Consider the following 25,519-nt stretch of genomic DNA (forward strand, 5'->3'; position numbering starts at 1 on the left):
TCGGCAATCAGCGATCTGCGGTCAGGGTTAAGTTAATCCGATCGCGCTTCGTGCTAATAGCATAAAGGCCGATCGCTCACCGTCAGGGACACCCTTGAAGAGATCGCCGCCCATTAGGTAAAAACGCCCCACATAAATTACTACTACTTAAATTAGCTTGCCCCAAATTTGCCTCAAGTAAAAAACTATTTCTTAAATCAGTTTCTGTAAAAATTCCCCCATTCAAATTAGCTCGATTCAGATTAGATTGACTCAAATTAGCTTTGGTAAAATTACCACTGCTTAAATCCGCTTCAAACAAATTAACTTCCCTTAAATTTGCTTCAGTTAAATTCGCCCGATTTAACGTCACCTTTCCCAGATAAGACCCTTGTAAATTTGCCTTAGTCAAATTCGCATTAGTTAAATCAGCCCCCCCTAAATTACTGTCACTCAAATTCGCATTGCGTAAATCAGCCCCCGCTAATTTGGCTCTACTTAAATTAGCCCCTCTCAAATCACATCCGGGACATTTATTCGTACTCAGCAACCGTTGAACATCAGGGCGTTCTTGAGAATAAACTCGTCCGGTAAACCAGACTAAACTGAGAAATACCGCCATGAACAAAATAGTTTTTTTCATCCTTGCCTCAACTCATGTTTTCCCATCATTTCAGATTATTTCCCAGAATTAATTATGAGAGTTACTTAGGAAGTTCAATAGTAAATTCTGTGCCTTCATTTACCTTTGAATAGCACTCTAACAAACCCCCGTGTTTCTCAACAATAATCGACCGACTAATCGATAATCCGAGTCCAGTTCCTTCCCCTCTTGACTTGCTGGTAATAAAAGGATCAAAAATTTTCGCCCGCAACTCATCGGGAATTCCCGGTCCATTATCGGCAATTTTAATCGAAATGCCATAGTCAGGAATTTCACAAGTAGTAATGGTAATTGTCAGGTCAATATGAGCGCTATGATAACTTTTAGCTAAATAAAAAGATTGAGGAAAGCGGACTTGATCATCAAAAGCATCGATCGCATTGGCAAATAAATTCATAAACACCTGATTCATTGGCCCTGGATAACAGGAAACCAGGGGCAACTTGCCATAATCTTTAATCACTTTAATTTCTGGACGTTCGGAATTTGCCTTAAGTCGATGCTGTAAAATCATCAGGGTACTATCAATACACTCGTGAATATTAATCGGTACTTTCTTAGAGTGATCTGCCCGAGCAAAATTTCGCAAAGACAGACTAATTTCTCGAATTCTATCCAGTCCTAATTTCATAGAAGCGATCATATTCGGTAAGTCTTCGAGCATATAGTTTAATTCAATTTCTTCAGCATTTTCAATAATTTCATAACCCGGATCGGTAAACTTTTCTTGATAAAGCTTTAAATGTTCAGTTATCTCGGTGAAATATTCCTCTAAAAGTGCCATATTACCGGTAATAAAATTGAGAGGATTATTAATTTCATGGGCTACCCCCGCCACTAATTCTCCCAGGCTTGACATTTTTTCACTTTGAATTAACTGTAATTTTGCATTAGACAGTTTAGTCAAAGAATCGGTCAGTTCTGCGGTTCTTTGTTCAACGCGCTTTTCTAATTCGGCGGTGAGTTTTTCTAAAGACGCTTGGGCTTGAGTGCGGTGGATAATTTCTTTTTGCAACCGTAAATGAACATTGATCCGAGCTAAAACCTCTTCCGGTTGAATTGGCTTAGTAATATAGTCTACGGCTCCCAAGGATAGTCCTTTAATTTTATCAATTGGGTCAGAAAGTCCGGTCATAAAAATCACCGGAATATCTTTAGTATCCTGATTTTTTTTTAATATCTGACAGGTTTCAAATCCATCAATTCCTGACATCACCACATCTAACAATATGATGTTGGGCAATCGGTGTTGGACTTGTGAAATCAATTCTTCTCCTGATTGAAAGGCAAATACAGAAAAGCCACGGTTTAAAAAGGTCAAAAGATATTCAAGATTGGTTTTGCTATCATCGACGATGAAGATAATATCTTGAATCGGGGTCTCCATCTTTAATTTCTCCCTTCGGTTGGGGTAAAGGATAGTTGGGTTTGAAAACAGTATTTTATACAAGTTTATCGGGTACAACAATTAAAAATTGTTTCAGCACTAATCTTCAGTAAATTTTATACAAATATCAGAAAAATATAAGAATTTTTCTCAGCGATCGCTCAAAAATCGACAATCGATAAGTCATTCATCGCATCTAAGGGAAATCTTGATGAAATTGTACATCAATCAAGGATGGTCTATTTCAATTGTAATCGGCTGGTGTGATTTTTGTCCTCTAGAATGATCGAATCCAGATCGAACCATTCCACACCGATTCCCAACGGCTACGGGCTTCACTTACCGCCCCCAGCCTATTCTCCCCTATTGGATCCCCTTTGAGGGTTAAGAATTCATCGCACTTACAGCAAGGCCAAAACTCTTAGTTAGGATAGTGAATGAAACATAAGAATCTGGCGAAAAATTCATGCTAAAGACTTCCTCTGCAACATCAGATGCAACAGATGCAATATCAGAGTCGGTAAGCGAAGAGCCACATCGGGGAATCGCCGCTGGTTTTCATGCTCTTTCCGATCCCCTACGGATTCAAGTGCTGGAATTATTGCGCCGGCAAGAGTTATGTGTCTGCGAACTATGCGACCAGCTTGCTGTTAATCAATCAAAGCTTTCTTTCCACCTGAAAACCCTCAAAGACGCTGGGTTGATTCGCGGACGACAGGAAGGCCGATGGATTTACTACAGTCTAAATTTATCTCAGTTCGTGGAGTTAGAGCAGTATCTCGCAGAATATCACCGCTTTAGTCCGATTCTTCCCGGTCGTCAATGTTCTGAATGACTGTTGTTTGTTTGTTGTTTGTTATTTGTTATCGGTTATTTGCCACATTTCCCTTGCTGGAAAGCCGGTTGTTGTTTGGGGCGATCGCGCATACTAAATCCGCTTTAATTTGTAGGGGTTAACGTCCGTTGACCCCTACCCACCCCAGACCTAACCGGATTTCAGATCCATAACCTGCCGACCAATAGCCTGCCGACCAATAGCCTGCCGACCAATGACCAATATACCAATATAATTAAAGTAAAATTTTGCTAAACCTGCCGATATGCAGCAGAAGCCCTAGGATATCTAGGATATATTTAATCTGCTTTAATCTGCTGAATTGTTGCTGTTATGAGTTATTGTCTAAACCCCAATTGCCGTAAGCCTGAAAATCCTCTGACCCATAAGTTTTGCTCTAGTTGCGGATCTAAGTTGCTGCTCAGAGATCGTTATCGGGCGATTTCGGCGATCGCACAAGGGGGATTTGGCAAAACCTTTTTAGCGGTAGATGAAGATAAACCCTCTAAATCTCGCTGCATTATTAAACAATTTTATCCCCAAGCCCAAGGCACTTCTAATTTACAAAAAGCGGCCAAATTGTTCGCCCAAGAAGCAGAACGGTTAGAACAATTAGGGAAACATCCTCAAATTCCCGAATTGTTAGCCTATTTTATCCAAGATAACCAGCAATATTTGGTGCAAGAACTAATTGAAGGGCAAAACTTGGCAGAAATCTTAGCTACTAACGGAGCATTTACAGAACTTCAAATCCGGGATTTACTGACTCAATTGTTGCCGGTTCTGGATTTTATCCATACTAATAAAATTATTCACCGGGATATTAAGCCCACGAATATTATTCGGCAGAGTGATGGACGATTGGTTCTGGTAGATTTTGGCGCCGCTAAGTTGACCAAAGAAACCACTTTGATGACTACTGGAACCACCATTGGTTCTCCGGAATATGTCGCCCCAGAACAAGCAATGGGTCGAGCAGTTTTTGCCAGCGATTTATATAGTTTGGGTGTGACTTGTATTCATTTGGTGACGAATGTTTCGCCGTTTGAACTGTTTGAACCGTCAGAAGAAGGTTGGGCATGGCGAGAATATTTAGCCCAAAATCCAATTAGTTTTGATTTAGCCCGGATTTTGGATAAAATGAGCGCTACGACGACAAAAAAGCGCTTTTATTCGGCGGCTGAGGTGTTGCAACAGTTAAATCCAGGGACGGGAATTCCTCGACCGGCAAATCCTGTGATGGTGACTCAGCCTCCTGGGGGGGCATTCCGAGGGGGAATTCAGGGGGGGGAAGTCACTGAGGGGGCGTGGAAATGTATCTATACGTTTACAGGTCATGGGGATAGTGTCAATTCGGTGGCGTTTAGTCCCGACGGACAGTTGCTCACCAGTGGCAGCAGTGATGGCAGTATTAAGCTTTGGCATCTGCGAGATGGTGTGGAAGTGACTACCCTTGGGGGTCGGCGTTGGTTTTATCGGTTGTTTAATTCAGTGACAGCGGTGGCTTTGAGTTCTGATGGTCAAACTCTTGCCAGTGGCATTAATCGGAATATTAAGCTTTGGCATTTAAATGAGGAACGAGAATTAACCACTCTGCGAGGTCATCCGGGAACGGTGGAGGCTTTGGCGTTTAGTCCCGATGGGCAAATGTTGGCAAGTGGGGGCAGTGATGGCACGATTAAGTTGTGGTGGGTGCGCGATGGTCAGGAGTTGCGGACTTTGCCCGCTCATTATCATGCTTTGACTTCTCTGGCGTTTACCCCCGATGGCAAAATTTTAGCCAGTCATAGTGCATCAGATAATGTGATTAAGTTGTGGCGGCTAAAAGATGGACAGCTTATTTCCGGGACGACTTTTTTTCTGGGGTTGGTGTTTGCGATCGCCTTTACGGTGGATGGACAGGCGATCGCTTGTGGTAGTAAAGATGAGATGCTGAAAATCTGGCGGCTTGCCGATGGTGAAGAGTTAGGAATGCTCCGAGGAAATCCTAGCTGGGTCAGTGCGATCGCCATTAGCCCGAATGGGGCGACTATTGCCACTGGAGGTCGAGATAAAACTATTAAAATTTGGCAATGTAATTAGGGTGTGGGGCTGCCATCGGTGTGGGGTTTGGGATGTGGGGAAAAATAATTGATAATTAATAATTAACAATTAATAAATATTTTATCAATTATCAATTGTCAATTATCAATTATCAATTATCAATTATCAATTATCAATTGTTTGGTTGGTGCTATGCCAGTCCGACTAACTTCGCACTCAAGTCCCAGAGACGTTCGGCTTTTTCGTCATCACGAGCTTGGGGAGAAACCTTTTGGACAAAGGATTTGCGACCCTTTTTCTGGCGGTTGCCCCAACTCCAATAAGCGCCGGATTGCTTATATTCCGGATCGACGACCACGGCGGCGACCCGTTCACCAGCTAAGTCCTGAGACACATACCCGCCAGTGATGTATTTTTGGAATAAGGGGAAAATTTTCTGAAATAGAGGATAGTGGTTGCGGAATAATGGGGTGTCGGCAACACATCCCGGATAAAGAGAACTAAAAGTAATCCCGGTTGATTCGTGATAGCGGTGATGTAGTTCGCGCATGGTTAGCACGTTGCACACTTTGCTGTCTTTATAGGCTTTGACAGGTTCAAATTTTTTGCCATCAATCATGGAAACAGGTTCTTTGAATCCGAGGGCAAATCCTTCCAGATTGCCTAAATCAGGCCGTGGGGGAATTTTACCGCCGAGTTCATCGGGGTTATGGGTGACGGTGCCTAATAGGATCATCCGCTTGTCTGCGGCAGGTGATCGCTTCATATCCTCCAACATCACGCTGCACAGCAGAAAATGTCCGAGGTGATTGGTGGCCATACTGAGCTCATATCCCTCTGGACTGCGTAATGGTTCTTTGATTAACGGCATATAGATGGCCGCATTGCAAACCAACGCTTCGAGCGATCGCCCAGTAGCGCGAAAATCATTGATAAACCGTCGGACACTATCCAAGGAACCTAGATCAATATGTAAAATCTTGTAGCTGTCCTTGGGAATTCCCACCTCTTGGGCGGCTTTTTCTGCCTTTTCAAGATTCCGACAAGCCATGATCACATACCATCCCCGTTTGGCGAGTGCTTTCGCCGCATATAAACCCACCCCGGACGAGGCCCCCGTGACGATCACTGTTGACTTTTGATCTTGTGACATTTGCAATTCCGACTCAGTTGACCTTTGTTGACTATTATTCTGATTTTACATCGGGGTTGAGTACCCAAATTATTACAAAAAGTAAACTTTGTTCTGTTACTTGTTATTTGTTATTTGTTATTTTTTATGAAAATAACGAATAACAGGTGACAAGTAAATTAATTTTCTAAGAGTTCTCGGAGAAATTTTTTGGCTTTGGCTGCTTCCGGTTTAAAGCCCACAAATACTAATAAAAAACCAAATAAAAACATCCCCAAAGGAATCAATGCCGCCGGTTCAAAATTTCCCTCACCCAGGGTAGCGAGTAAAAATAAGATGCCCATGTTGCCAACCATGCCCAGCCAAACCAACATAAAGATAAATACCAAAGGGTCTAGGATCATGGAGATTTCAATTTTGCTGCCCGTTCCTTCTGGGGTGATTCTGCCATTAATTAGGGGTAAAAAAGAGTTGCGATAACTGATGATGCGGCTGATCTGGAAAGCGCGATCGCCAATTTCTCCTTGATATGGTTTAGCGGAATTTTTGGCGTCCCAGGGCAAAATTTGCCGAGGGTCTACCACTTCTAATAATGTTTCTCGGACGCGATCGGGATTTCGGGAACTGTGAATCGTGAATTTTTCTAGAGGTATCATAGCGATCGAGTTGATAAGCGGGTGAATTAACCAAACAAGTTAAGGAAACAGACAACAGTGAACGGTGAACTGTGAACCCCTAAGAGGGAAAAATCTTTATTTTTATTTTAGCATTTACGCCAAGAAGTGCCACTCCAAAAGTATCGTTTTTTTTGGGGCAGCTTTACACGGCTTTGCCTACAGCCTGGAGTTTTATAAACCGTTTGTTTGATAAAATTGTCCGCTAAACCCCCAATTCATTGGAAAAACTGACGGTTGGCTTATCGGTCTGTTTTTAACAATTAAATCCGGTGAAATAAATGATAATATGAGTTGACAAATCCCGAAAAATAAGCTAAATTTGTATAAGCCAAAATTACCGATGCCGAGATTAACCACAATTGGGATAATTCAGTAGTTTATTCAATACAGAAAACTTAACACAAAACTTAAAAATTCAATCCATCAGCGCTTAAAGATCCGCTTAAGCATAAATCTCGGATCGAGCCAGGGTACTTGCCTAGATCCTAATAGAAAACCAGCTTGAAAAAGTCAAGCCTAGCTTTCTGCGATCGGGCTAAATTATCACCCTGGAGATCCTGACCTATCTGAGGTCAAAAATTCCTGGATGCTTGTAGGGCTGATGGCTGGCCGCTAAATTTTTTTATGAAAAAAAATCAAATAACTTCAAACGTAAGAGGAAGGAGTTATGATTATTGTCTGTTTAGTCGAGCAAGTGGATGAACCCTTCTACCTGAGTTTACAAAAAACTCTAAAATTGCAACATAATTGGGAAGTCGCGCTCAGAAAATTTTCTCCAGACCTGAACCATCTGATGAAGGAGATTAAGTTAAGAAATCCTGACATTGTGATGATTGATTTAGCAAAGGGCAAAGTCAATGATGTTTCCCGAATCGTTAAGCTGATCAATCAGACATTCAACCAGAAAAAAATCATTATTGTCACCGGAGACGATAGTTATGAGTCTTTAGGTCAATTAATTGGGATTGGAGTCAAAGGATATTTGTGGAAACAAGCTCCGGCAGAAGAACTGATCAAAGAAATTCACTTGGTTGACCGGGGTTCTCCTCAAATTGCCTCTGGGTTGCTGAAACAGATGATTCCGGAAATCCTTCCAGAAATGGTGGTGAATCATCGAGAAAATAAGCCATTAAAACATTTGGGTTCAACCCTGAAAAATTCTCCTACCTTAAATTCGGTGACAGAGGTGAATTCACCCAACCGAAATTTTCCGGTGAATCCGGTGATTAAGTTTCCCGATAAATCGGCAAAACATGGTGGAATGACTTCCCGAAAAGCATCGGTAGGAATGAATTGGCGATCGGTGTTCATTTTACTGGTGTTTACTGTGGGTCTTACGGGAGGAATTTATCTGGTCAGAGACCGGATGAGACAGCCGTTGCCCCAGTTAAACTTTTCTGAACAGTTGAAAATTATTACTGAGACAAAGTTTACGGGAAAAATTCAGCCCGCTAACCAGTATAAAATGACGGCGACTTCTGGTTCAGTGGTGGAAGAAATTTATGTCAAGGTGGGCGATCGGGTTGAATTGGGTCAACCGTTACTGGTTCTGAAAAATTTAGAAGCCGAAAAGTATCGGGAACAAGTTGAACAACAACGAAAAGCGATCGCACAGCAACAGCAGATCGCCAGAGAACAACAGGAAATGGGACGAACTCAACAAGAAATGTCGCGACGACAACAGGAAATGTCTCTGCGACAACAGCAGATGACCCTGGAACAAGAACAGATGACTGTTGAGCAAAAAATTGCTGAGTTAGAAGCAAAAATTTCCCGGTTTAAAGAGCAAAATTTGTCGCTCGATTACCGTGGCTGGCGCGGTGATTGGGTTAGTTCTAGGTGCGGCTATGTTTATGTTAATCTCTGGCCGGAAAGTTTTTCAGGCGATCGCTCATCTAAAGTATGCTTATTATCTAGGCGGTTATTAGGAGAACATTAGCTGATAATTACCTGAAAATTGGCTCAGGCTGTCATCCCGAAATTTCCCTCGTAACTTGCATAACATTCTTGCACTAAAACCCGTGCGAGTCGCTGACTATTGTGACGCAAATAACCCGTTTGGATATTTTCATCGATGATATGAGCGGCAATAATTTTTCGCCCCAGTTTTGCCACCTCTTCTCGATCCAAAAATACGGGATGAGAATTCTCTTGGGCATACCGAATTAATGCTCTTTCTCCGGGAAATTGACGATTCACTACTACCGCATCAAATAACCTTTGACCACAAGCCGTATCAATCGCTTTAATATGATCGGCAACGGTGTAATCATCGGTTTCTCCCGGTTGCGTCATCACGTTACAAACATAAAGGCGAGGAACCATTGCCTGGGCGATCGCATCCCTAATTTCTGGTACTAATAAATTGGGAATAATACTGGTATAAAGACTGCCTGGGCCAAGAATAATATAGTCCGCTTCGTGAATGGCTTTAATGGCAGCAGGTAAGGCTGGAGGATTAGCCGGAGTACAGCCAACTCTAGCAATTTTTCCCCCAGAATGAGGAATATTTGATTCCCCTTCAATAATTCTCCCATCGATCAATTCTGCCCACAAATTTACATCACTGGATGTAGCGGGTAACACCTGTCCTCGGACTGCTAAAACTTTAGCACTCGCGGCGATCGCACTTTCTAAATCCCCGGTAATTTTTGTCATCGCCGTCAAAAATAAATTACCAAAACTATGGCCGCTTAAACCATCACCGGATTCAAAGCGATATTGAAATAAATCACTGAGTAACTTTTCCTCATCATCCGCTAAAGCGGCCACACAATTTCTAATATCTCCAGGAGGTAATACCCCAATTTCTCGACGCAAACGACCGGAAGAACCGCCATCATCTGCCACCGTCACAATTGCGGTAATATTAGAGCTATATTCTTTCAGTCCTCGGAGCAAAGTTGACAGCCCTGTACCGCCCCCCAGAGCCACAATTTTTGGGCCTTTATTTAAGCGACGATGAGTCATCAGGCGACTGACTAATTGCTCATTACTTTTAACATCAAAAATTTCCGTAATTGACCCTAAACTGCGACTCTGACCCCAAGCAATTAAAACTACCCCAAAAACCACCGCACCCACTCCCGAAACATAGCTGGGAATTATGCTGGCTAACGCAGAAATGAATAAGTTTAATAATTGAAAAATGTATTGAACTGGAGTTAAGTTTGCTAAAATTGCTAGACCTAAAATCGTCAATAATACCCCGGTAGCACTCACGAATAACCAACGTTTAATTAATAATCCAGGGAAAAACCATTTCAGCCAAGGTTTTACCTGTTGCCAAAAACGGCGACATTGGTCAAATTTATGTCTATTGTTACGTTCTAACGTCAGAGGATTCAAAGATTCTTGACATATAGCTAGTGACATAACTTATTCTCTCCTTGTAATTAATAAATAAACAAATTACTGCGGCATTATAGCCAAAAAATAACCCGGATTGCTCCCCCCAACCCCCATTGGCGGATATCCGATGGGGGTTCCCCCTTTAAAAAGAGGGGCAGGTTTGCACTTTTATCTAATCTTTGCTATGGCTGAAGTTGCCACATAATTTATGCTTCACTGTATTCAACCAGTTAGGTTTTACCCATTGTATCTATCAACTAAACTGCAAATTGACTCAGCTATGTTGCCAATTTGGCAAACTGTTACAAAACTTGATAAACCGAAGTTGACAGTAATAGGTAAATTCTCGACTAAAGCACCATAATTGGATTGACTGAATCAAAAACCGGGCTGTTTTCTCCGAGTTTAACTCAAACTTGTCGGATAATAAAAACCCGGTTTTTGACGACATCAACTCAGTGTTTGTCGGGGCGATCGCTTTCAGTAAATCCAGAAGTATAAGCTGGGATTTTGCGAAATCATGCCTCAGATCCAGAACTTAAAACTGAAAGCAACCGTGAGGACTCACCTAAACAAAATTGAAATAACTCTGAGCCAGATCGAGAGAGGTATATCCTTGAACGATCGCAATCAACTCATCAGATCCAGAAGCGTTTTTGAAGAGAATTGCTGCACTATTATATAAAAGGCTATCCGGCAAACTCCCTTGGAAATATGTTTGGGCATTGACGACACTATACTGAGAAGCATTGCCTGACAGTTGGATCGTATCCTCGGAAATCAGGAAATCCCGAAGCAGAGCATAATCGCTGAATCCCAGATTAGAACAATCACCATCGTTGTAATAAAGGCCGTTCGCATCACCGAGAACAAAGCGATCGCTGTTCATTCCACCTCTGAGAGTATCAATCTCCCCGACACCCAAACCCTGGCTGGGGTCAACACCCGTCAAAGTATCTAAGCCACGACCACCATTGATCTTGTCATTCCCGAGACCAGCAAAGATTTGATCGTCTTGAGCGCCACCCAAAATTTGGTCATTGCCATCAGCACCATTCAGGATATCTTGACCACCCCTTTAACGATCCAGGGCGTTTCATCGACATGGAGGTATGACTGCTGTGGTAGCGCTTCCACGAGTTCATTGACCGCATTGGTGATTGTGGTGGCAATTCGCTCGTTGGTTTTCACCAGAGTTCCTACGCCCACCTCGATTTGACCCAGTTCACGCAGCAGTTCGGCTTGTTTTTCTGATGACATCTGTCCATAGCAACCGAGCCATCCGAGTAATGCTTGTAAACCGGCATCCAAGTCTTGACCGGGAATAACCCTCGTCGGCCATGCTCCAGCACTTTCTTGCCCACAGCTATTGCATCGACACCATCTCTGACGATACTCGACTACTTCGATTGGGCGCTCTACCAGTTGAGCCACTTGTTGAACTTTGACCCCTACTGGCTCGCCCTCAAAACTGTTGCTGCCACAGTGGTAACAATGCGGTGGAATCAGTTCCTCTATGCGGTCAATTCTATTAAATCCTTTCCGAGTCGAACCTTTATGGCCTGGTTGCCCCCCGGAAAACGTTTTGGCTCAGGGTTGGTTTCTGCGTTGGATTGTTTTTTGGGTTTTTCGGATTTCTTGAGAACGTCTGTAGAGGGAGGCTTCGATGATGTCTTACTGTCTAGCCCTAGAGAGGTTTTAAGGCGTTTAACTTCTTCTATCAACCCCTCTATTACTTTTTGCTGTGCCAATAGCATATCTACCAGTTGTCTCTGGGGCAACTGTTCAAGAGTTTCCCTGTCTGGTAGCTGTGGCACATTATCTAGATTCATATCAACACTTTACCCCAAAATCCCCTCCTGTCAAGCCCCTGACCTGAATCCTTACATCGGGGATTATAATGAATCATTGAGCGATTGAATATAATTCACCTGTTCTTGCCAATAAGATGGTAAACTATTCCAAGGATTTCTATCGACACTGTCTGGGCTATCATCGGTGATGTAAATATAGCCAATATTCCGCTGAATTGCTCGATCGATATGACCTTTCATCGTGGCGGTATCCGGTACAGTATGAATTAAACAAGAGAAGCGATCGCCCGGATAATTATTCATATACGGTCGTGATTCATACTCAGGCCAAGCGCTAGAATAATTTTCAAAGATAATGGAAATATCCCCCGCCGGTCGGTTCAAATAACCCTCATCAGTTTGAGTACCTTGATTTAGCACAACCATGTTTAAATTTTGCTTGGCTTTGATATAGCGATAAATTTCTTGATAGTAGTCAAGTTTATCAGATCCACTGGCGGCTTCATCAAGAAAAATCCCGTCTATACTATAGTGACGATCGTATAAATCGATCTCGGTTTTCACCTCCTCTAAGGGGCGATCGCCATAAGTGGTTGCCACATACCCCAGAATCGTCACATTTCCTTGACGTAAATCATTTATGCCTCTGGCATAATCTCGATTAGGTCACCCACCACTAGGGCCATTATTGGGATTAATCACGGCCACAATTGGCACCTGAATAGATGCCGCCGCAACCTGTGGCCAAATATAATTTTCTGGATTGTACCAAGTTGGATAAGAATACAGAGGAATCATAATTTTTAATGGCTGACCGGCTTTGACTTGTTGCCGCATCAAACAACCTACCAAAAAAGAAGTCATCAAAAAAGTAATTAAAGATTTACTCAGTTGCTTAATCATTTTCAACTCCTGATCGAATGAATAATGACTATTTTTTGTTTGAGCAATTGAGGATACATTGAGGATACAATAGAGAGAGACACGATTTAGGATTTCCCGATCGCGCCTCTACATCTCTACCAGGTTTGACTCATCCACCAGGGAAATTTTTCCCGGAGTAAAACCAGGGGTAAAAAATTAAATTATCCTATTGTCTCATATTGTCTCATTTCTAATTGCTCCAGTTGCTTTTTAGCAAAAGCGCGGAGTTTTTCATCGGCGTCATGCTGGCGGCGATCGCGCAATAGAGATATCATTTCTGGATGATCTGCATATTGATCCAACAAAATTTCTAAGGCAGTTTGTCGAGGATTAATCGAACCATCTTCAGACCCACTAAATGGATCGTTTAAGGCGCGATCGCGTAAAAAATCCCACAGGTTAGATTCGGCGAACCAGCCTTTAGCAATTTGTTGCAAAATCGCTTGACGGACAAAAGAATCTTGATCGGCAGTTGCCCCGGTTTTTAAGATATCTAAAGTTTCGGGAACATCGCGCCAACCTTTGGCCAATTCTTGAGCCGCTGCTAATCGTACCGCCCAATGTTCATCATTAGTGGCACAGTTTTTGAGAATCTCTAACGTTTCTGGATCTTCAAACCAGCCGGTGGCTAATTCTTGTAAAGCCACAATTCTTACGTCCCAATTTTCATCATTTTTTACCCGGTTTTTCAGTAAAAAAATAGTTTCCTCGTTTTCAAACCAGCCAAGCACTAAGGAGCGTAATGAGGCAATCCGCACGTCAGAAACCACATCGGCATTTATGCTATTTTTTAATAAGTTTAAAGTTTCGGGTTCATCAAACCAACCGCGAGAGAGAATTTTCAGGGCGGCAATGCGAACTCGCCAATCCGGATCGGAACTGGCTTTAGCTTTTAAACAATCCAAAGTATCCGGGCGATCGCACCAGCCACTAGCCAATTCTTCCAACGCCGCAATCCGCACATCGGTATCTGGATCGCAGTTGGCACGGTCTTTAAGTACCTGCAAAGTTTTCAAATCATTTGACCAGCCTCGGGCGAGTTCAGCTAAGGCCGCAATTCGCACATCCGCATCTTCATCAGCATCGGCACTTTTTTGCAAAATTAATAAAGTTTCCGGTTCATTAGACCAGCCACGAGCCAATTCTGCTAACGCGGCAATTCGCACATCAGAATCATCATCTAAACTAGCACTGGTTTGTAAAATTGCCACCGTTTCTGGTTCCTCTGGCCAAACTCTAGCGATTTCTTGAATCGCCGCTTCTCGCACTAACCAATAACTATCGGATCGGGCTAAAGTGGTGAGCATCATTAACAGTTCTCGATCGCTTGAACAGTAGTTCGCTAAACCTCTAACCGCACTGGGACGGGTAATTTCAAAACTTTCCGCTGTGGCCAATTTTTTCAACCATTGAATCGTCACTGGATCGTGTTTGCCCATTTTCGCTAACTCGTCCACAGCGGCCATGCGAATAGAATCATATAAATCAGATTCTGCGATCGCTTTTAGCCAATCAATAATCTCTGGATCTTGATGCCAAATAGTAGCAATTTTAGTAATTGCCTGCATCCGCATCATTATTTTTTCATCTAACTCTTTTTTTTCCGTTAAGTTCTTAAGTTGCGTCAGCAGTTGGCGGGATGAAACTTGAATAATGCTGGGATCTGTCACTTGTCCGAGGCAATCAGCGGCCACAAATAAGTTCATCGAATTCCCTTGGTGATCCAAGTGAATTAAATAGTCAATAATTTCGCCAACCGCAGCGGGTTCAAGCATCGCGGCAATCGCCCGAAATACCCCATGCCAAGATTCATAATACCAATGCTGACCAAACACTTGATCTTTCAACTGCTCCAAGGTTAAACCATTGGCGGATTCTGGTTTTCCTAAACGTTTCACAAATTCTCCGGCAAATGCGATATCTTTGGCTTTCTCTAAATATACTTTAGCCAATTGTTCCCAGTTAAACTCTTCTGGTAATGATACAAGTTCCAGACTATCCCAGGTACTCGCTAATAGAAAAGGGTCAATTTCTGGCGGATTTTGAGTAAAAATATGTCCTAACGTTGCTTGCACCGATGGGTTGTGAATAAATTTTTTTAAGGATGGGGCGAACTGGGATAAATCTTTGGCCGATAAACCCGTGGCTTCTAACTCCTGCTGGACTAGATATAAAAAATCCGCGATCGCCAAACTCGCTGCCACATTTAATGCGGCACTCTCCTGACCATCCTTTGACCCGACCATTGCTTTTACCCAGTCTGGGTCTCGGTCTGTGGTCAATTCTGGCAAAATTGGCTGGAAAGCAAACCCAAAAACGCTCGTGATTTTCACCATAGCTCGTTAATCAACTCCGATCATCAACTTTACTCTAAGGCTTGGATGATCTAATTCATCAAGGGACTTCTATAAAATCATTCACTCAAGCAGATCATCTTTGTGCGGCTAAGTCCGCAATTCGGTGGCAATTCGGTGGCAATTCGCTGGCAATTCGGTCAGGACATCAGTCAGGATATCCGCTATGACTCTATCGACCGGGAACTTCCGAACCCACTGAAGCAGGGGCAACCCTGACAAATAGCGCCATTTCTACGCGATCGCCATCTACTTTCAATTGTAAAACCCGTGATTGAATGCCATTGTCTTCTAAGCGACTTAGATTAAAGCGATCGCTCGCAGCGATTAAGCCTTTGACAAACTGCCCTGGGGCGGGGCGATCGTTGACTCTGACTTCTGGAGAAATCAAACGAACTCGCTGCGATGCTTGGCCAATTTCCACCCCTGTTTCCACCGTCAGTTTCAACCGATCATTGTAACCGCGTTCGGCGAGTTCCGTCTCAAATCTCACCCGATTATTACCTAAAAACTCCACTTGTGGATTCACCAATTGATATCGATAGGCTGCCCTTTGCAAAGTCGCCGAATTAAATAAACTTAAAGTCAGAATTTCCAGATAATCCGCCAATTCAGGAGAACTCAGGGCTTGGTTAATATCCTCTTGAGTGAAAACAAATCGCATTGCCACTAATAAAGGACGACGCAACCCTTTAATCTGGCGTTGTGGCTCATCCAACTGCAAATTAGCCAAATCCACGTCTATCGGATCCATTTCTAACTCAAAAGTATCAATCCGCATAGCCGGAATGGGATATAATCCTCGGGCGGCAATTCGCACGCGATCGATTTGGCCTTGGATTAATTGATAACTGGGGGTATTATCAACGCGGACTTGCAACTCTTCAACGGTATAAAGTTTTTCGGTAATATTCTTTTCCGCCACCGTATCCACAACCAAACCAGGGGCAGTAGCTATAGTCAGAAAACTTGATAATAAAATGGTCAATAAATCCATATATTTGGGTAATTTAAATAAGTTTAATAATAATTAAAATTATCAAATAAAAATATCATGATTTTAATTTAATAATTTTATCTTAACTTCAATTAATTTTGCTACAATTATGAAAATGCCAAACCAACAAATCCAGTGGGGTGACGTTCTTAACACACCAATAAGGCACCAATACAATATCGAAGCATAATTACGGCTAATTTTTCAGGATTATCCGACAACAAATTCCCTAAAGGCTAGACATTTAATCAAATGATCAAATGATCAAACATTAAGAGAATTGAATTCATCCAGGGGGTTAATATTACTTTCACTTGCGGCTTTTTCTTCTTTGGTTTTTTCGGCAATCTCCAGTTCTAGTAATACAGAAGAAGGCATCGGCACTTCTTCCACTTTCGGCAGTTTTTCTATAGTCAACTTAGACTGAGATTGGTTGGGGACACCCCCAGAAAGCCGTTGCAGCAGTGTTGGTTTTGGTGAATGCAATAAATAAATAATGCGATCGCCCACTTGCCAAGATGCGGCAGCGGGATGTACCTGCAACTGTCCTTCCCGTTCCCGCAACAACGGCAACAACTCCTCAGAGCGAATCAACGCCTGCATATGCGCTTGCTGAAACGCAAATCCGGGGTCTTTCATGGTCGTTTCCCCCAACTTCACCTCACCATTACTTAAATACTTATTCCACAGCTTCAAAGACAAATTATTTGTAAAAGGCTGTTGAATTTTGCTATTCCCATTGGTGGAACTCTTCTTATTATTTGGACTACTTTGGCTATTTGGGTTATTTTGGCTATTTGGGCTATTTGGGCTATTTGGGCTATTTGGGCTATTTTGGTTATTTGGGCTATTTGGGCTATTTTGGGGAAATACCGCCAAAACTCGCGGCGGCTGAAATTCTTCAACAGCCCTTTGAGCTAACACCAAATTCACCTCCGCATTACTGGTCATTGCCAGAAAAGTGCCCATTGAACCCAATCCCGCTTCTTCTAGCACCTTAACATCCAGAGCACTGCTCAACAATACCCGTAACTCCTCCTGTTTTGCCTCCTGATAGGCTTCTGGATTAGTATCAATTAGCACCACGGACTCATTGCGTTCTTTAAACAACCGGGCAATTAAACGACTCACGGGATTAGATCCGACAATCACCGCACCCTTGGCTTTTGTAGAAGTTAACTGTAACCAATTCGCTACTAACTGCGCCGTTAGTCCTTGAGAAACCACCGTGAAAATAATGGTTAAAAAGACTAAAGCTTTAATCGCATCGCCGCCATTAATTCCTTTTTGGGTCAGCAAAATGGAAAACAACGAAGCTACGGATGCGGAAACAATCCCTTTCGGGGCAATCCAACTGACAAACAGCTTTTGTCGCCAATTCAATCCACTATTAATGGTACAAATCCAAACATTAATTGGTCTGACTACAAACATCAAAAATAAGACCGTGACCACACTGCCCCAACCCAAAGCCACGATACTCTCTAACGACAAATCTGCCGCCAGCAAAATAAATAGTACCGAAACCGCTAAGATGGTCAATTGTCCTTTAAACCGCCGTAAAGCCCGCACTTCCGGGATATCGGCAGAACTCAACACCATGCCCGCGATCACCGTAGCCATCAGCCCGGATTCGCCACGAATGGATTGGGACAAGCCATAAAGCCCCCATAACCCGGCTAAGACTACTAAATTTTTCAGGTCTTCCGAGAGATTACTGGCCTTTTTGAGAAACCAGCCGAGAAACCAACCGCCCAAACCGCCGATGATACTGCCAATACCCAGGCGAATGGTTAACCCACTAATCAAGCGAATGGGATCGGCATCGCCATTGAGGATGACATCAAACACTAAGACCGCGAGAATTGCCCCCACTGGGTCGATGAGAACTCCTTCTCCTTCTAACAAGGCGGCAACTTGGCGATCGACCTGAACTTGTTTGAGTAATGGCCCAATTACCGTTGGCCCTGTAACCACCACTAAGGCAGCATAGAGAAAGGCTAATGGCCAGGGAAATTCCCCAAAGGTATAGGCGGCAAAGCCCCCACCGATTAAGCTGATTAAGGTGCCGATACTGACCAAATTTCGCAAACTGCCAGAAACTTTTCCCAGTTCCCGTAATTCCAGGTTGAGTCCACCTTCAAAGAGGATTAAGGCCACGGAAAGAGAGACAATTACTTCTAGGCCATTTCCCAACAGGTGAGGATTCAGCCAGCCAAAACCATCGGGGCCGAGCAAAATCCCAAACAACAATAGAAAAACAATGCTCGGAACTTTCAGGTAGTCACCGAACACTTGGGCTGTAATGCCTGCCATGACGGTAATCACCATCAGCAGGGTAATGTTAAAAGGCATTTCCATAGGCGAGGTTTGTTTAGGGCGATCGCACACCGGCTAAACGTCTCATGGTCAGGGCTAATCAAGAATATTCTTGATTGGCGATTCAGTCCGGTGGTCAATCATAAGATGACGGATGACGCTTGGTGAGACGCTTTAAAGACCAAGGTACATCCTTTTAGAATAATTTAAGTAAGAAACCGGGTTTCTGCCAACCCAGAAAGCAGTCAAGAAGAAACCGCGACCTGTGGGTTAACTTCTGAATGCAAGCAAGAAAACGGGTTTCTGGGTTAACTTTTGTTAAGTAAGAAACCGAGTTTCTGAGTTAACCCCCGTCTTCACGGGGGCAGGCTTTTGCATCCGGGCAGAACTTTAATTAAGAAACCCGGTTTCTGGGTTAACTTTTGTTAATTAAACATTGCGAGTACATTGAAGGTTATAAGAACCGATGAATGCATTAAGGTCAGATTTTTTTGATTTACGATCAATTTATCATATATTTATGATAGATTACCAATAAATTTATGATAGATTTATGATCTATTTTTCATAGATTATTTGACTGAATTCGGTGATCCCATTCATTGCCCAAACCCATGTCACCAAAGGCAAACAACCAAGGCGCGATCGCTACACAAAGCCAAAAAATTTTGCCAATAATTGAATATACATACTCAGGAACGCTCATCGATACATCTGTAACACTGAAGCGTGCTGTTTTGATATTTCAGGATAAAACTTATGCCAGATCAACAGGGTGGAAACTATCGAACCCAATGGACGCAACAACTAGGCAGCCAAGGGGATGACTACGCTTTTAGCATTGCCGCCGATCGCCTCGGTGGGATTTATATGGCTGGACTAACCTTCGGCGACCTGGGCAGCAGCAACGCCGGAATCGATGACGCTTGGTTAGCGAAATACGACACCAGCGGCAACCAACTCTGGACCAAACAGCTAGGAACCAGTGAGGGCGATCGCGCCTACAAAATGAACACAGACAGCGCAGGCAACATCTACCTCACCGGAACCACCAAAGGCATATTAGGCAAAAACTCTGCCGGAGACTGGGACGCTTGGATTGGCAAATACGACAGCAACGGCAACCAACTCTGGATCCAGCAACTCGGTTCCGCCACCACCGACGAAAGCAGCAGCACCGCCACAGACAACGCGGGCAACACTTACCTCACAGGTGCCACCTGGGGCAACCTAGCGGGCAGCAACGCCGGGAAATGGGACGCTTGGATCGCCCAATACGACAGCAACGGCAATCAAGTCTGGGCAAAACAAATCGGCACCCCGGAAGAAGACCACAGCTATGCGATCGCCGTTGACAACCAAGGCAACGCCTATCTTGCCGGATACACCCAAGGCAACTTATTCGCCCCCAACGCAGGCAACTGGGACGCTTGGATTGCCAAATATGACCGCAACGGCAATCAAATTTGGGGACAACAAATCGGCACCCCCAGCGAAGACCAAGCCAAAGGCATCGCCACAGACAGCCAAGGCAACATTTACCTCACCGGATGGACCGAGGGGGCAATGTCATCAGAAAACCAAGGGTCTTTTGATGCTTGGATGGCCAAATACGACCCCAACGGCAACCAACTTTGGATGCAACAGCTAGGTTCTGCCGGTTCCGAAGGCGCCCTAGACCTAACCATCGACAGCGAAGACCGCATCTACCTGACTGGCAACACCTGGGGAGACTTAGCCAGCCCGAATGCCGGAAACAATGACGCCTGGGCCGCCGAATACAACAGCGACGGCAACCTCCTGTGGAAACGACAGTTAGGCACCGCCGGGGAGGATCTAGCCTTTGGGGTAGCCGTAGGCGAACCGGGGAAACTATATATAGGCGGATGGACTGATGGCGCTTTTACCCAAAACTCTGGGGGGACTGATGCTTGGTTAGCGCAACTGCTACCGAACAATGCCCCCGAACTGTCCGATATCAGCGTAGAAGGAAAAGAAAATCCCCAAATAACGTTCACCGCAGAAAATTTTCTTCAAGCCTTTACCGACAGCAACGGCGACAGCCTGGTAAAAGTGCAAATCACCTCCCTACCAGAAAACGGCAGTTTAACCCTCAATGGCAACCCCGTCACGGAAAATCAAGAAATTGAAACCAGCCAATTAGAAAACCTGAAATTTATCCCCACATTCGGTTTCACCGGCCAAACCAGTTTCACCTGGAATGGCTATGACGGCATGAACTATGCCGCCACTCCAGCCACCGCCAACCTGACTGTAAGCGCTAATCCTAACGAGCCACTAGAAATCGAATGGATTCGCCAGTTCGGGAGTAATAATGACGACTTGTCTCATGGCGTGGCAGTAGATAGCACCGGCAATATTTACCTGACGGGAAGCACACTGGGCGATTTGGGCGGCGCTAATGCCGGAAATAATGACGCCTGGGTAGCCAAATACGACTCACAGGGTAATCAGCTATGGTTGCAGCAGTTCGGGACTAATACTGACGACTACTCCAATGGCGTGGCGGTGGATGATACAGGCAACGTCTACCTGATGGGTCACGTCAATTTTCCTAGCACTGAAGTCTGGATAACCAAATACGACCCAGAAGGCAACCAACTGTGGTTACAGCAGTTCGGGACTAACACCTACCAATTCTACGGTGATATAACGGTAGATAGTGCAGGCAACGTCTACCTGACGGGAGTCACACTGAGCGATTTGGGCGGCGCCACTGCTGGTGGCAATGACGCCTGGGTAGCCAAATACGACCCACAGGGCAACCAAATTTGGTTGCAGCAGTTCGGGACTAATTTTTACGACTACTCAGGTGGCGTAACCGTCGATGCTGGGGACAATGTTTACCTGACAGGAGGAACACTGGGCGATTTGGGCGGCGCCAATGCTGGTGACGAGGACGCCTGGATAGCCAAGTACGACTCGTCGGGCAACCAACTTTGGTTGCAGCAGTTTGGGACTAATTTTATTGACTCCTCCTTTGACGTGGCGGTAGATAGCACCGGCAATGTTTACCTGACGGGAGAGACATCTGGCAATTTGGGCGGCACTGGTCTTGGTGACGTTGACGCCTGGGTAGCCAAATACGACCCACAGGGCAATCAGCTATGGTTGCAGCAGTTCGGGACTAATACTTACGACTCCTCCAATGACGTGAGGGTCGATGCGGCGGGCAATGTCTATTTAACCGGAAAAACCGAAAAGTATTTAGGCGGCTCTAGTGATTTGACCAATGACCGCTGGGTCGCCAAGTACGACCCAGAAGGGAACCAAATTTGGCGGCAGCAGTTCGGGACTGGGACTAGGAATGCCTCCGCAGATGTGGCGTTAGATGACACGGGCAACCTCTATCTGACGGCAAGCACCTATGGCGATTTGGGCGGCCCCAATGCTGGTTTCCGTGACGCTTGGGTAGCCAAACTGAGCCACAATGCACTCCAGGCACCTGTGGAAATTTCGGGTAGCGAAGCGGACGATCGCCTCACTGGAGGGATTGGCAATGAGGTTTTATTGGGCTACGAGGGCAACGACACCCTCAATGGCAATGGCGGTAATGATACCCTCACAGGTGTCAATGGCAGCGATGTTTTCGTTTTGGCTTCCGGTTCCGGCAGCGATGTAATTACGGATTTTGTCGATGGCACCGATATGCTCCAGTTAGCCGGTGATTTGACTTTCGAGCAATTAACCATTCTCCCCGGCACCGACGGAACTTTAATCAATCTGGGCGCTAATTTGTTAGCCACTCTCACCGGCATTGATGCCAGTTTGATTACTCAGGAAGATTTTATCTTCTGATTAGTGCTATCCTGCGATAAAGGGCGAAGCAAAAGCGTACCAGTCTTTCCGTTTCATTGAGAGATTTGGGCGCTTTTGCTTCGCCCCTACAGGGTTTATATGAATCACGTAGGGGCCCGCGCATTACGGCTAAGGGTTTATCGCTTTTAAGCCATAACCCATTACCGGAATGCGCGGGCCATTCTCACATGAATAAGTGCGGTGGGTGCAATCTGTAGTGCAATCTGTAGGTTGGACCCTTGGAACGAAACCCAATTTCTAGATTTATTTCCGTTTAAATAAATCAAAAATTACCGGGGATGAATCGGCTGATTTCCTCCGGTGAGTCTTCCCCCTTCACGACCAGAACGTAAGGCAATGATTTCGGCAAAAATAGAAATGGCCGTTTCTTCTGGAGTATTTGCCCCAATGTCTAAGCCAATGGGGGAACTAATCCGAGCCATATCAGCCGGATCCATGCCGATTTCCTGAAGGCGCCGGACGCGATCGCTGTGAGTGCGACGGCTGCCGATCGCCCCGATATATCCGGCATTGGTGCGGACTGCTGCCCGCAATGCGGGAATATCAAATTTGGGGTCATGGGTTAAAACCACGATCGCGGTGCGGGAATCAATCGCCGTGCTTTCTATGCTTTCTATATAATGATGCGGCCATTCGATTTCTACTTGGTCAGCTTGGGGAAACCGGGCAACGGTGGCAAAGCGCGATCGGGCGTCGCAAATGGTGACATGATAGCCCAACAATTTGCCCACCTGACATAAGGCGCTGCTAAAGTCGATCGCCCCAATAATAATTAGACGCGGTGGGGGGAGAAAACTTTGAATAAAAACTTGTGTAGCTTGTGTAGATGGGGTTTCTCCTGGATCGCATTCTTCTAAGTTGCCGTAATCACGCAACTGAGTCAGTCCTTTGGTTAAAAATACTTTGGCGTCCTGAGAAACCAAAAAATCCCAGGCGGAATTGCCCAAAGAAGCGATTGGCGGTTGGCTGGAGTCACCAAAAATCAACATTTTTGCCCCGATATTTGGGCCGCTGACCGCCGTACAAAGGGCAAAAGCGGACTGATTTTGGATAGCTGCCACTAAGCGGTCAAAAAATAACCCCGGTTTGAGGCGATCGACAAAAATATCAGTCGTTCCCCCGCAGGTCAACCCCACCGCTAAACCCAATTCATCGGTAATGCCATAATTCAATAGTCGCGGAATACCATCTGCGAGACAGGCGATCGCCTCATCCACCACTGCGGACTCCACACAGCCGCCACTCACGGATCCCGCCACTTCACCGGCATCATTCACCACCAAAACCGCGCCGAGTTCCCTGGGGCTGGAACCTTCCTTTGCCACCACTGTAGCAATCGCCACTTCATGCCCTTGGGCAAACCAATGCTGAATCTCTTGAATCACCTCTTTCATTTTACTGCGCCATACTTAGCCTTGATTGCTGATAAATATTTAATCGATAAAAATTAGAAATTTTTGAACAATATTTGCCACTTTTTGTTATTAAAATAGATATTGATTTTCCAGTATATCGGAAAAAGCAGCAAAATTGTGGGAAAACAATTTTTATGATTTATGACTACATAATTGTTGGGGCTGGTTCTGCTGGTTGTGTATTGGCAAACCGTCTCAGTGCTAACCCCAAGAATCAGGTACTTTTACTAGAAGCGGGAATGAGCGATCGTCTATCCGCTATTCAAATTCCGGCAGCTTTTGCTAAACTATTTAAAACCCCATTAGATTGGGCTTATGAAACCGAACCCCAAGCCCAACTTAACCACCGCCCTTTATTTTGGCCTCGGGGCAAAGTCTTGGGGGGTTCTAGTTCTATTAATGCCATGTTGTATATTCGCGGTCATCGATATGACTACGATCGCTGGCAAAAATTAGGCAATCCTGGTTGGGGTTACAGCGACTTATTGCCCTATTTCAAAAAAGCCGAAAACCAAGAAAATGGAGCATCAGAATATCATGGCATAGGCGGGCATCTGAATGTGGCTAATTTACGCACCATTAATCGTCTTTCTCATGTTTTTATCCAAGCCGGAAAAGAAAGCGGATGGCCAATTATTGAAGATTTTAATGTTGCCGAACCTGAAGGGTTTGGGTTTTATCAAGTTACCCAAAAAAATGGCCAACGACATAGTGCGGCATCGGCTTATTTAAAGCCTTATTTAAAGCCTTATTTATCGCGAACTAATTTAACCATTTGCCTAGAGGCAACGGTGACTCGGTTATTATTTGAACACCGGCGCATTGTCGGATTAGAATATTTAGCCAATGGACAAGAAAAACGTCAGGTAAAAAGTGGCAAAGAAGTAATTTTATCTGGGGGAGCGATTAACTCGCCTCAGTTACTCATGTTATCGGGAATTGGCCCCGGCAATCATTTGCAAAATTTAGGCATTCCTGTGGTGCTAGATTTACCAGGAGTTGGCCAAAATTTGCAAGACCATTTAATTACCGGGGTTTTCTATGAATGCCGGAAACCAGTGACGTTAAAAGGTGCCAATAACTTGGTAAATTTACTCAAGTATTTATGGTTCAAAACCGGGTCTTTGACCTCAAGTGTGGCGGAGGCAGGTGGTTTTGTCAAAAGTCAAGTTGATTTGGCGATTCCTGATTTACAATTTCATTTTGCCCCGGCATTTTTTTGCAATCATGGGTTTACTAAATGGGAAAATCACGCCTTAACTTTGGGGGTGACACAACTGCGTCCCCACAGTCGGGGTTATATTCAGTTGCGATCGCCCAATCCTTTGCAACCACCGCTCATTGAACCGAATTATTTAAGCGTTGAAGCGGATTGGCAGGTGATGATCCGTGGGCTGCAACTTGCTGATAAAATATTCCAAGCATCCGCATTTGAGCCTTGGCGAGGTTCAGCAATTTTTCCCAGTAAAGTTCCCCTGCCAAAACTTGAGTCTACCCAGGAATATCATCAGCAAATTCGTGATTATATTCGGGAAACGACACAAACTGTGTATCATCCCGTTGGAACTTGTAAAATGGGAAACGACACAATGGCTGTGGTCAATTCGCGATTACAAGTCCGAGGAATTGAAGGATTGCGGGTGGTGGATGCTTCGATTATGCCCACAATTATCGGTGGAAATACGAATGCTCCCACGATCGCGATCGCTGAAAAAGCAGCGGATTTGATTCTGAATTCTTGACATATAGGGGTTTTCAGATTACTGAACCACGGTAGGGCAGGGCGAA

20 protein-coding genes and 1 pseudogene are annotated in these 25,519 nt (G+C 44.5%); 6 read left to right on the forward strand and 15 right to left on the reverse strand.

The window, feature by feature from the left end:
• Positions 1-82: 82 nt before the first annotated feature.
• Entirely contained in the window at positions 83-622 is a 540-nt protein-coding gene (locus ABWT76_RS16225; RefSeq protein WP_354634645.1) for a pentapeptide repeat-containing protein, read from the reverse strand.
• A 61-nt stretch (positions 623-683) separates the two neighbouring features.
• Positions 684-2,030 (reverse strand): response regulator, encoded by a 1,347-nt coding sequence (locus ABWT76_RS16230; protein WP_354634646.1) that lies wholly within the window; start codon positions 2,028-2,030, stop codon positions 684-686.
• Between the two features lie 466 nt (positions 2,031-2,496).
• Between ABWT76_RS16230 and ABWT76_RS16235 the strand changes: the two genes are divergently transcribed.
• The 3 genes from ABWT76_RS16235 (at position 2,497) to ABWT76_RS16245 (ending at position 4,947) form a co-directional block, all read left to right on the forward strand.
• Positions 2,497-2,865, forward strand: coding sequence for a helix-turn-helix transcriptional regulator (locus ABWT76_RS16235; protein WP_072160617.1), 369 nt, complete (start codon positions 2,497-2,499; stop codon positions 2,863-2,865).
• Positions 2,862-2,987 (forward strand): hypothetical protein, encoded by a 126-nt coding sequence (locus ABWT76_RS16240; RefSeq protein WP_255353133.1) that lies wholly within the window; start codon positions 2,862-2,864, stop codon positions 2,985-2,987. The genes ABWT76_RS16235 and ABWT76_RS16240 overlap by 4 nt, the downstream gene beginning before the upstream one ends.
• 211 nt (positions 2,988-3,198) lie before the next feature.
• Positions 3,199-4,947 (forward strand): serine/threonine-protein kinase, encoded by a 1,749-nt coding sequence (locus ABWT76_RS16245; RefSeq protein WP_054464487.1) that lies wholly within the window; start codon positions 3,199-3,201, stop codon positions 4,945-4,947.
• Positions 4,948-5,098: 151 nt separating this feature from the next.
• On the opposite strand, the gene ABWT76_RS16250 is transcribed toward ABWT76_RS16245, so the two are convergent.
• Both ABWT76_RS16250 and ABWT76_RS16255 read right to left on the reverse strand, forming a co-directional pair.
• Positions 5,099-6,061, reverse strand: a complete 963-nt coding sequence (locus tag ABWT76_RS16250; protein ID WP_054464488.1) for a protochlorophyllide reductase — start codon at positions 6,059-6,061, stop codon at positions 5,099-5,101.
• Positions 6,062-6,219: 158 nt separating this feature from the next.
• The gene (locus tag ABWT76_RS16255) at positions 6,220-6,696 is read right to left on the reverse strand and encodes a hypothetical protein (RefSeq protein ID WP_054464489.1); all 477 of its coding nucleotides are present in this window, start codon (positions 6,694-6,696) and stop codon (positions 6,220-6,222) included.
• A gap of 688 nt (positions 6,697-7,384) precedes the next feature.
• Here ABWT76_RS16255 and ABWT76_RS16260 point away from each other — a divergent pair.
• Entirely contained in the window at positions 7,385-8,656 is a 1,272-nt protein-coding gene (locus tag ABWT76_RS16260) for a hypothetical protein (RefSeq protein WP_190879800.1), read from the forward strand.
• 23 nt (positions 8,657-8,679) lie between these two features.
• Here ABWT76_RS16260 and ABWT76_RS16265 read toward each other — a convergent pair whose 3' ends face one another.
• From ABWT76_RS16265 to ABWT76_RS16310, 10 genes and pseudogenes are all read right to left on the reverse strand, one after another.
• Positions 8,680-10,092 (reverse strand): gluconeogenesis factor YvcK family protein, encoded by a 1,413-nt coding sequence (locus ABWT76_RS16265; protein ID WP_354634647.1) that lies wholly within the window; start codon positions 10,090-10,092, stop codon positions 8,680-8,682.
• A 544-nt stretch (positions 10,093-10,636) separates the two neighbouring features.
• A complete protein-coding gene (locus tag ABWT76_RS16270) occupies positions 10,637-11,131 on the reverse strand; it encodes a hypothetical protein (RefSeq protein ID WP_354636420.1) in 495 nt (164 codons plus the stop codon).
• Positions 11,125-11,502 carry a transposase gene (locus ABWT76_RS16275; protein WP_354634648.1) on the reverse strand — a complete coding sequence of 126 codons (378 nt, stop codon included), beginning with the start codon at positions 11,500-11,502 and terminating at the stop codon, positions 11,125-11,127. Before ABWT76_RS16275 ends, ABWT76_RS16270 begins: the two co-directional genes overlap by 7 nt.
• 80 nt (positions 11,503-11,582) lie before the next feature.
• A complete protein-coding gene (locus ABWT76_RS16280; protein WP_354634649.1) occupies positions 11,583-11,900 on the reverse strand; it encodes a DUF6444 domain-containing protein in 318 nt (105 codons plus the stop codon).
• A 63-nt stretch (positions 11,901-11,963) separates the two neighbouring features.
• Positions 11,964-12,536 (reverse strand): annotated as a pseudogene (locus ABWT76_RS16285) (spherulation-specific family 4 protein); the annotation flags it as partial.
• 12 nt (positions 12,537-12,548) lie between these two features.
• Complete coding sequence (locus tag ABWT76_RS16290; RefSeq protein WP_199317469.1) at positions 12,549-12,785, reverse strand: hypothetical protein; 237 nt, start codon at positions 12,783-12,785, stop codon at positions 12,549-12,551.
• Positions 12,786-12,967: 182 nt separating this feature from the next.
• Positions 12,968-15,142, reverse strand: a complete 2,175-nt coding sequence (locus tag ABWT76_RS16295; RefSeq protein WP_190880312.1) for a HEAT repeat domain-containing protein — start codon at positions 15,140-15,142, stop codon at positions 12,968-12,970.
• A 190-nt stretch (positions 15,143-15,332) separates the two neighbouring features.
• Complete coding sequence (locus ABWT76_RS16300) at positions 15,333-16,157, reverse strand: DUF2993 domain-containing protein (protein ID WP_054469161.1); 825 nt, start codon at positions 16,155-16,157, stop codon at positions 15,333-15,335.
• Between the two features lie 264 nt (positions 16,158-16,421).
• A complete protein-coding gene (locus ABWT76_RS16305; RefSeq protein WP_054469160.1) occupies positions 16,422-18,518 on the reverse strand; it encodes a sodium:proton antiporter in 2,097 nt (698 codons plus the stop codon).
• 523 nt (positions 18,519-19,041) lie between these two features.
• Positions 19,042-19,182 carry a hypothetical protein gene (locus tag ABWT76_RS16310; RefSeq protein ID WP_190880310.1) on the reverse strand — a complete coding sequence of 47 codons (141 nt, stop codon included), beginning with the start codon at positions 19,180-19,182 and terminating at the stop codon, positions 19,042-19,044.
• A 53-nt stretch (positions 19,183-19,235) separates the two neighbouring features.
• On the opposite strand from ABWT76_RS16310, the gene ABWT76_RS16315 reads away from it, so the two are divergent.
• Complete coding sequence (locus tag ABWT76_RS16315) at positions 19,236-22,295, forward strand: SBBP repeat-containing protein (RefSeq protein ID WP_190880308.1); 3,060 nt, start codon at positions 19,236-19,238, stop codon at positions 22,293-22,295.
• A 290-nt stretch (positions 22,296-22,585) separates the two neighbouring features.
• Here ABWT76_RS16315 and ABWT76_RS16320 read toward each other — a convergent pair whose 3' ends face one another.
• The gene (locus tag ABWT76_RS16320; protein WP_054469158.1) at positions 22,586-23,710 is read right to left on the reverse strand and encodes an XdhC family protein; all 1,125 of its coding nucleotides are present in this window, start codon (positions 23,708-23,710) and stop codon (positions 22,586-22,588) included.
• A gap of 155 nt (positions 23,711-23,865) precedes the next feature.
• On the opposite strand from ABWT76_RS16320, the gene ABWT76_RS16325 reads away from it, so the two are divergent.
• Positions 23,866-25,473, forward strand: a complete 1,608-nt coding sequence (locus tag ABWT76_RS16325; protein ID WP_354634650.1) for a choline dehydrogenase — start codon at positions 23,866-23,868, stop codon at positions 25,471-25,473.
• Positions 25,474-25,519 lie beyond the last annotated feature (46 nt).

It is taken from the genome of Planktothricoides raciborskii GIHE-MW2, assembly GCF_040564635.1.
GTDB classification, from domain to species: Bacteria; Cyanobacteriota; Cyanobacteriia; order Cyanobacteriales; family Laspinemataceae; genus Planktothricoides; species Planktothricoides raciborskii.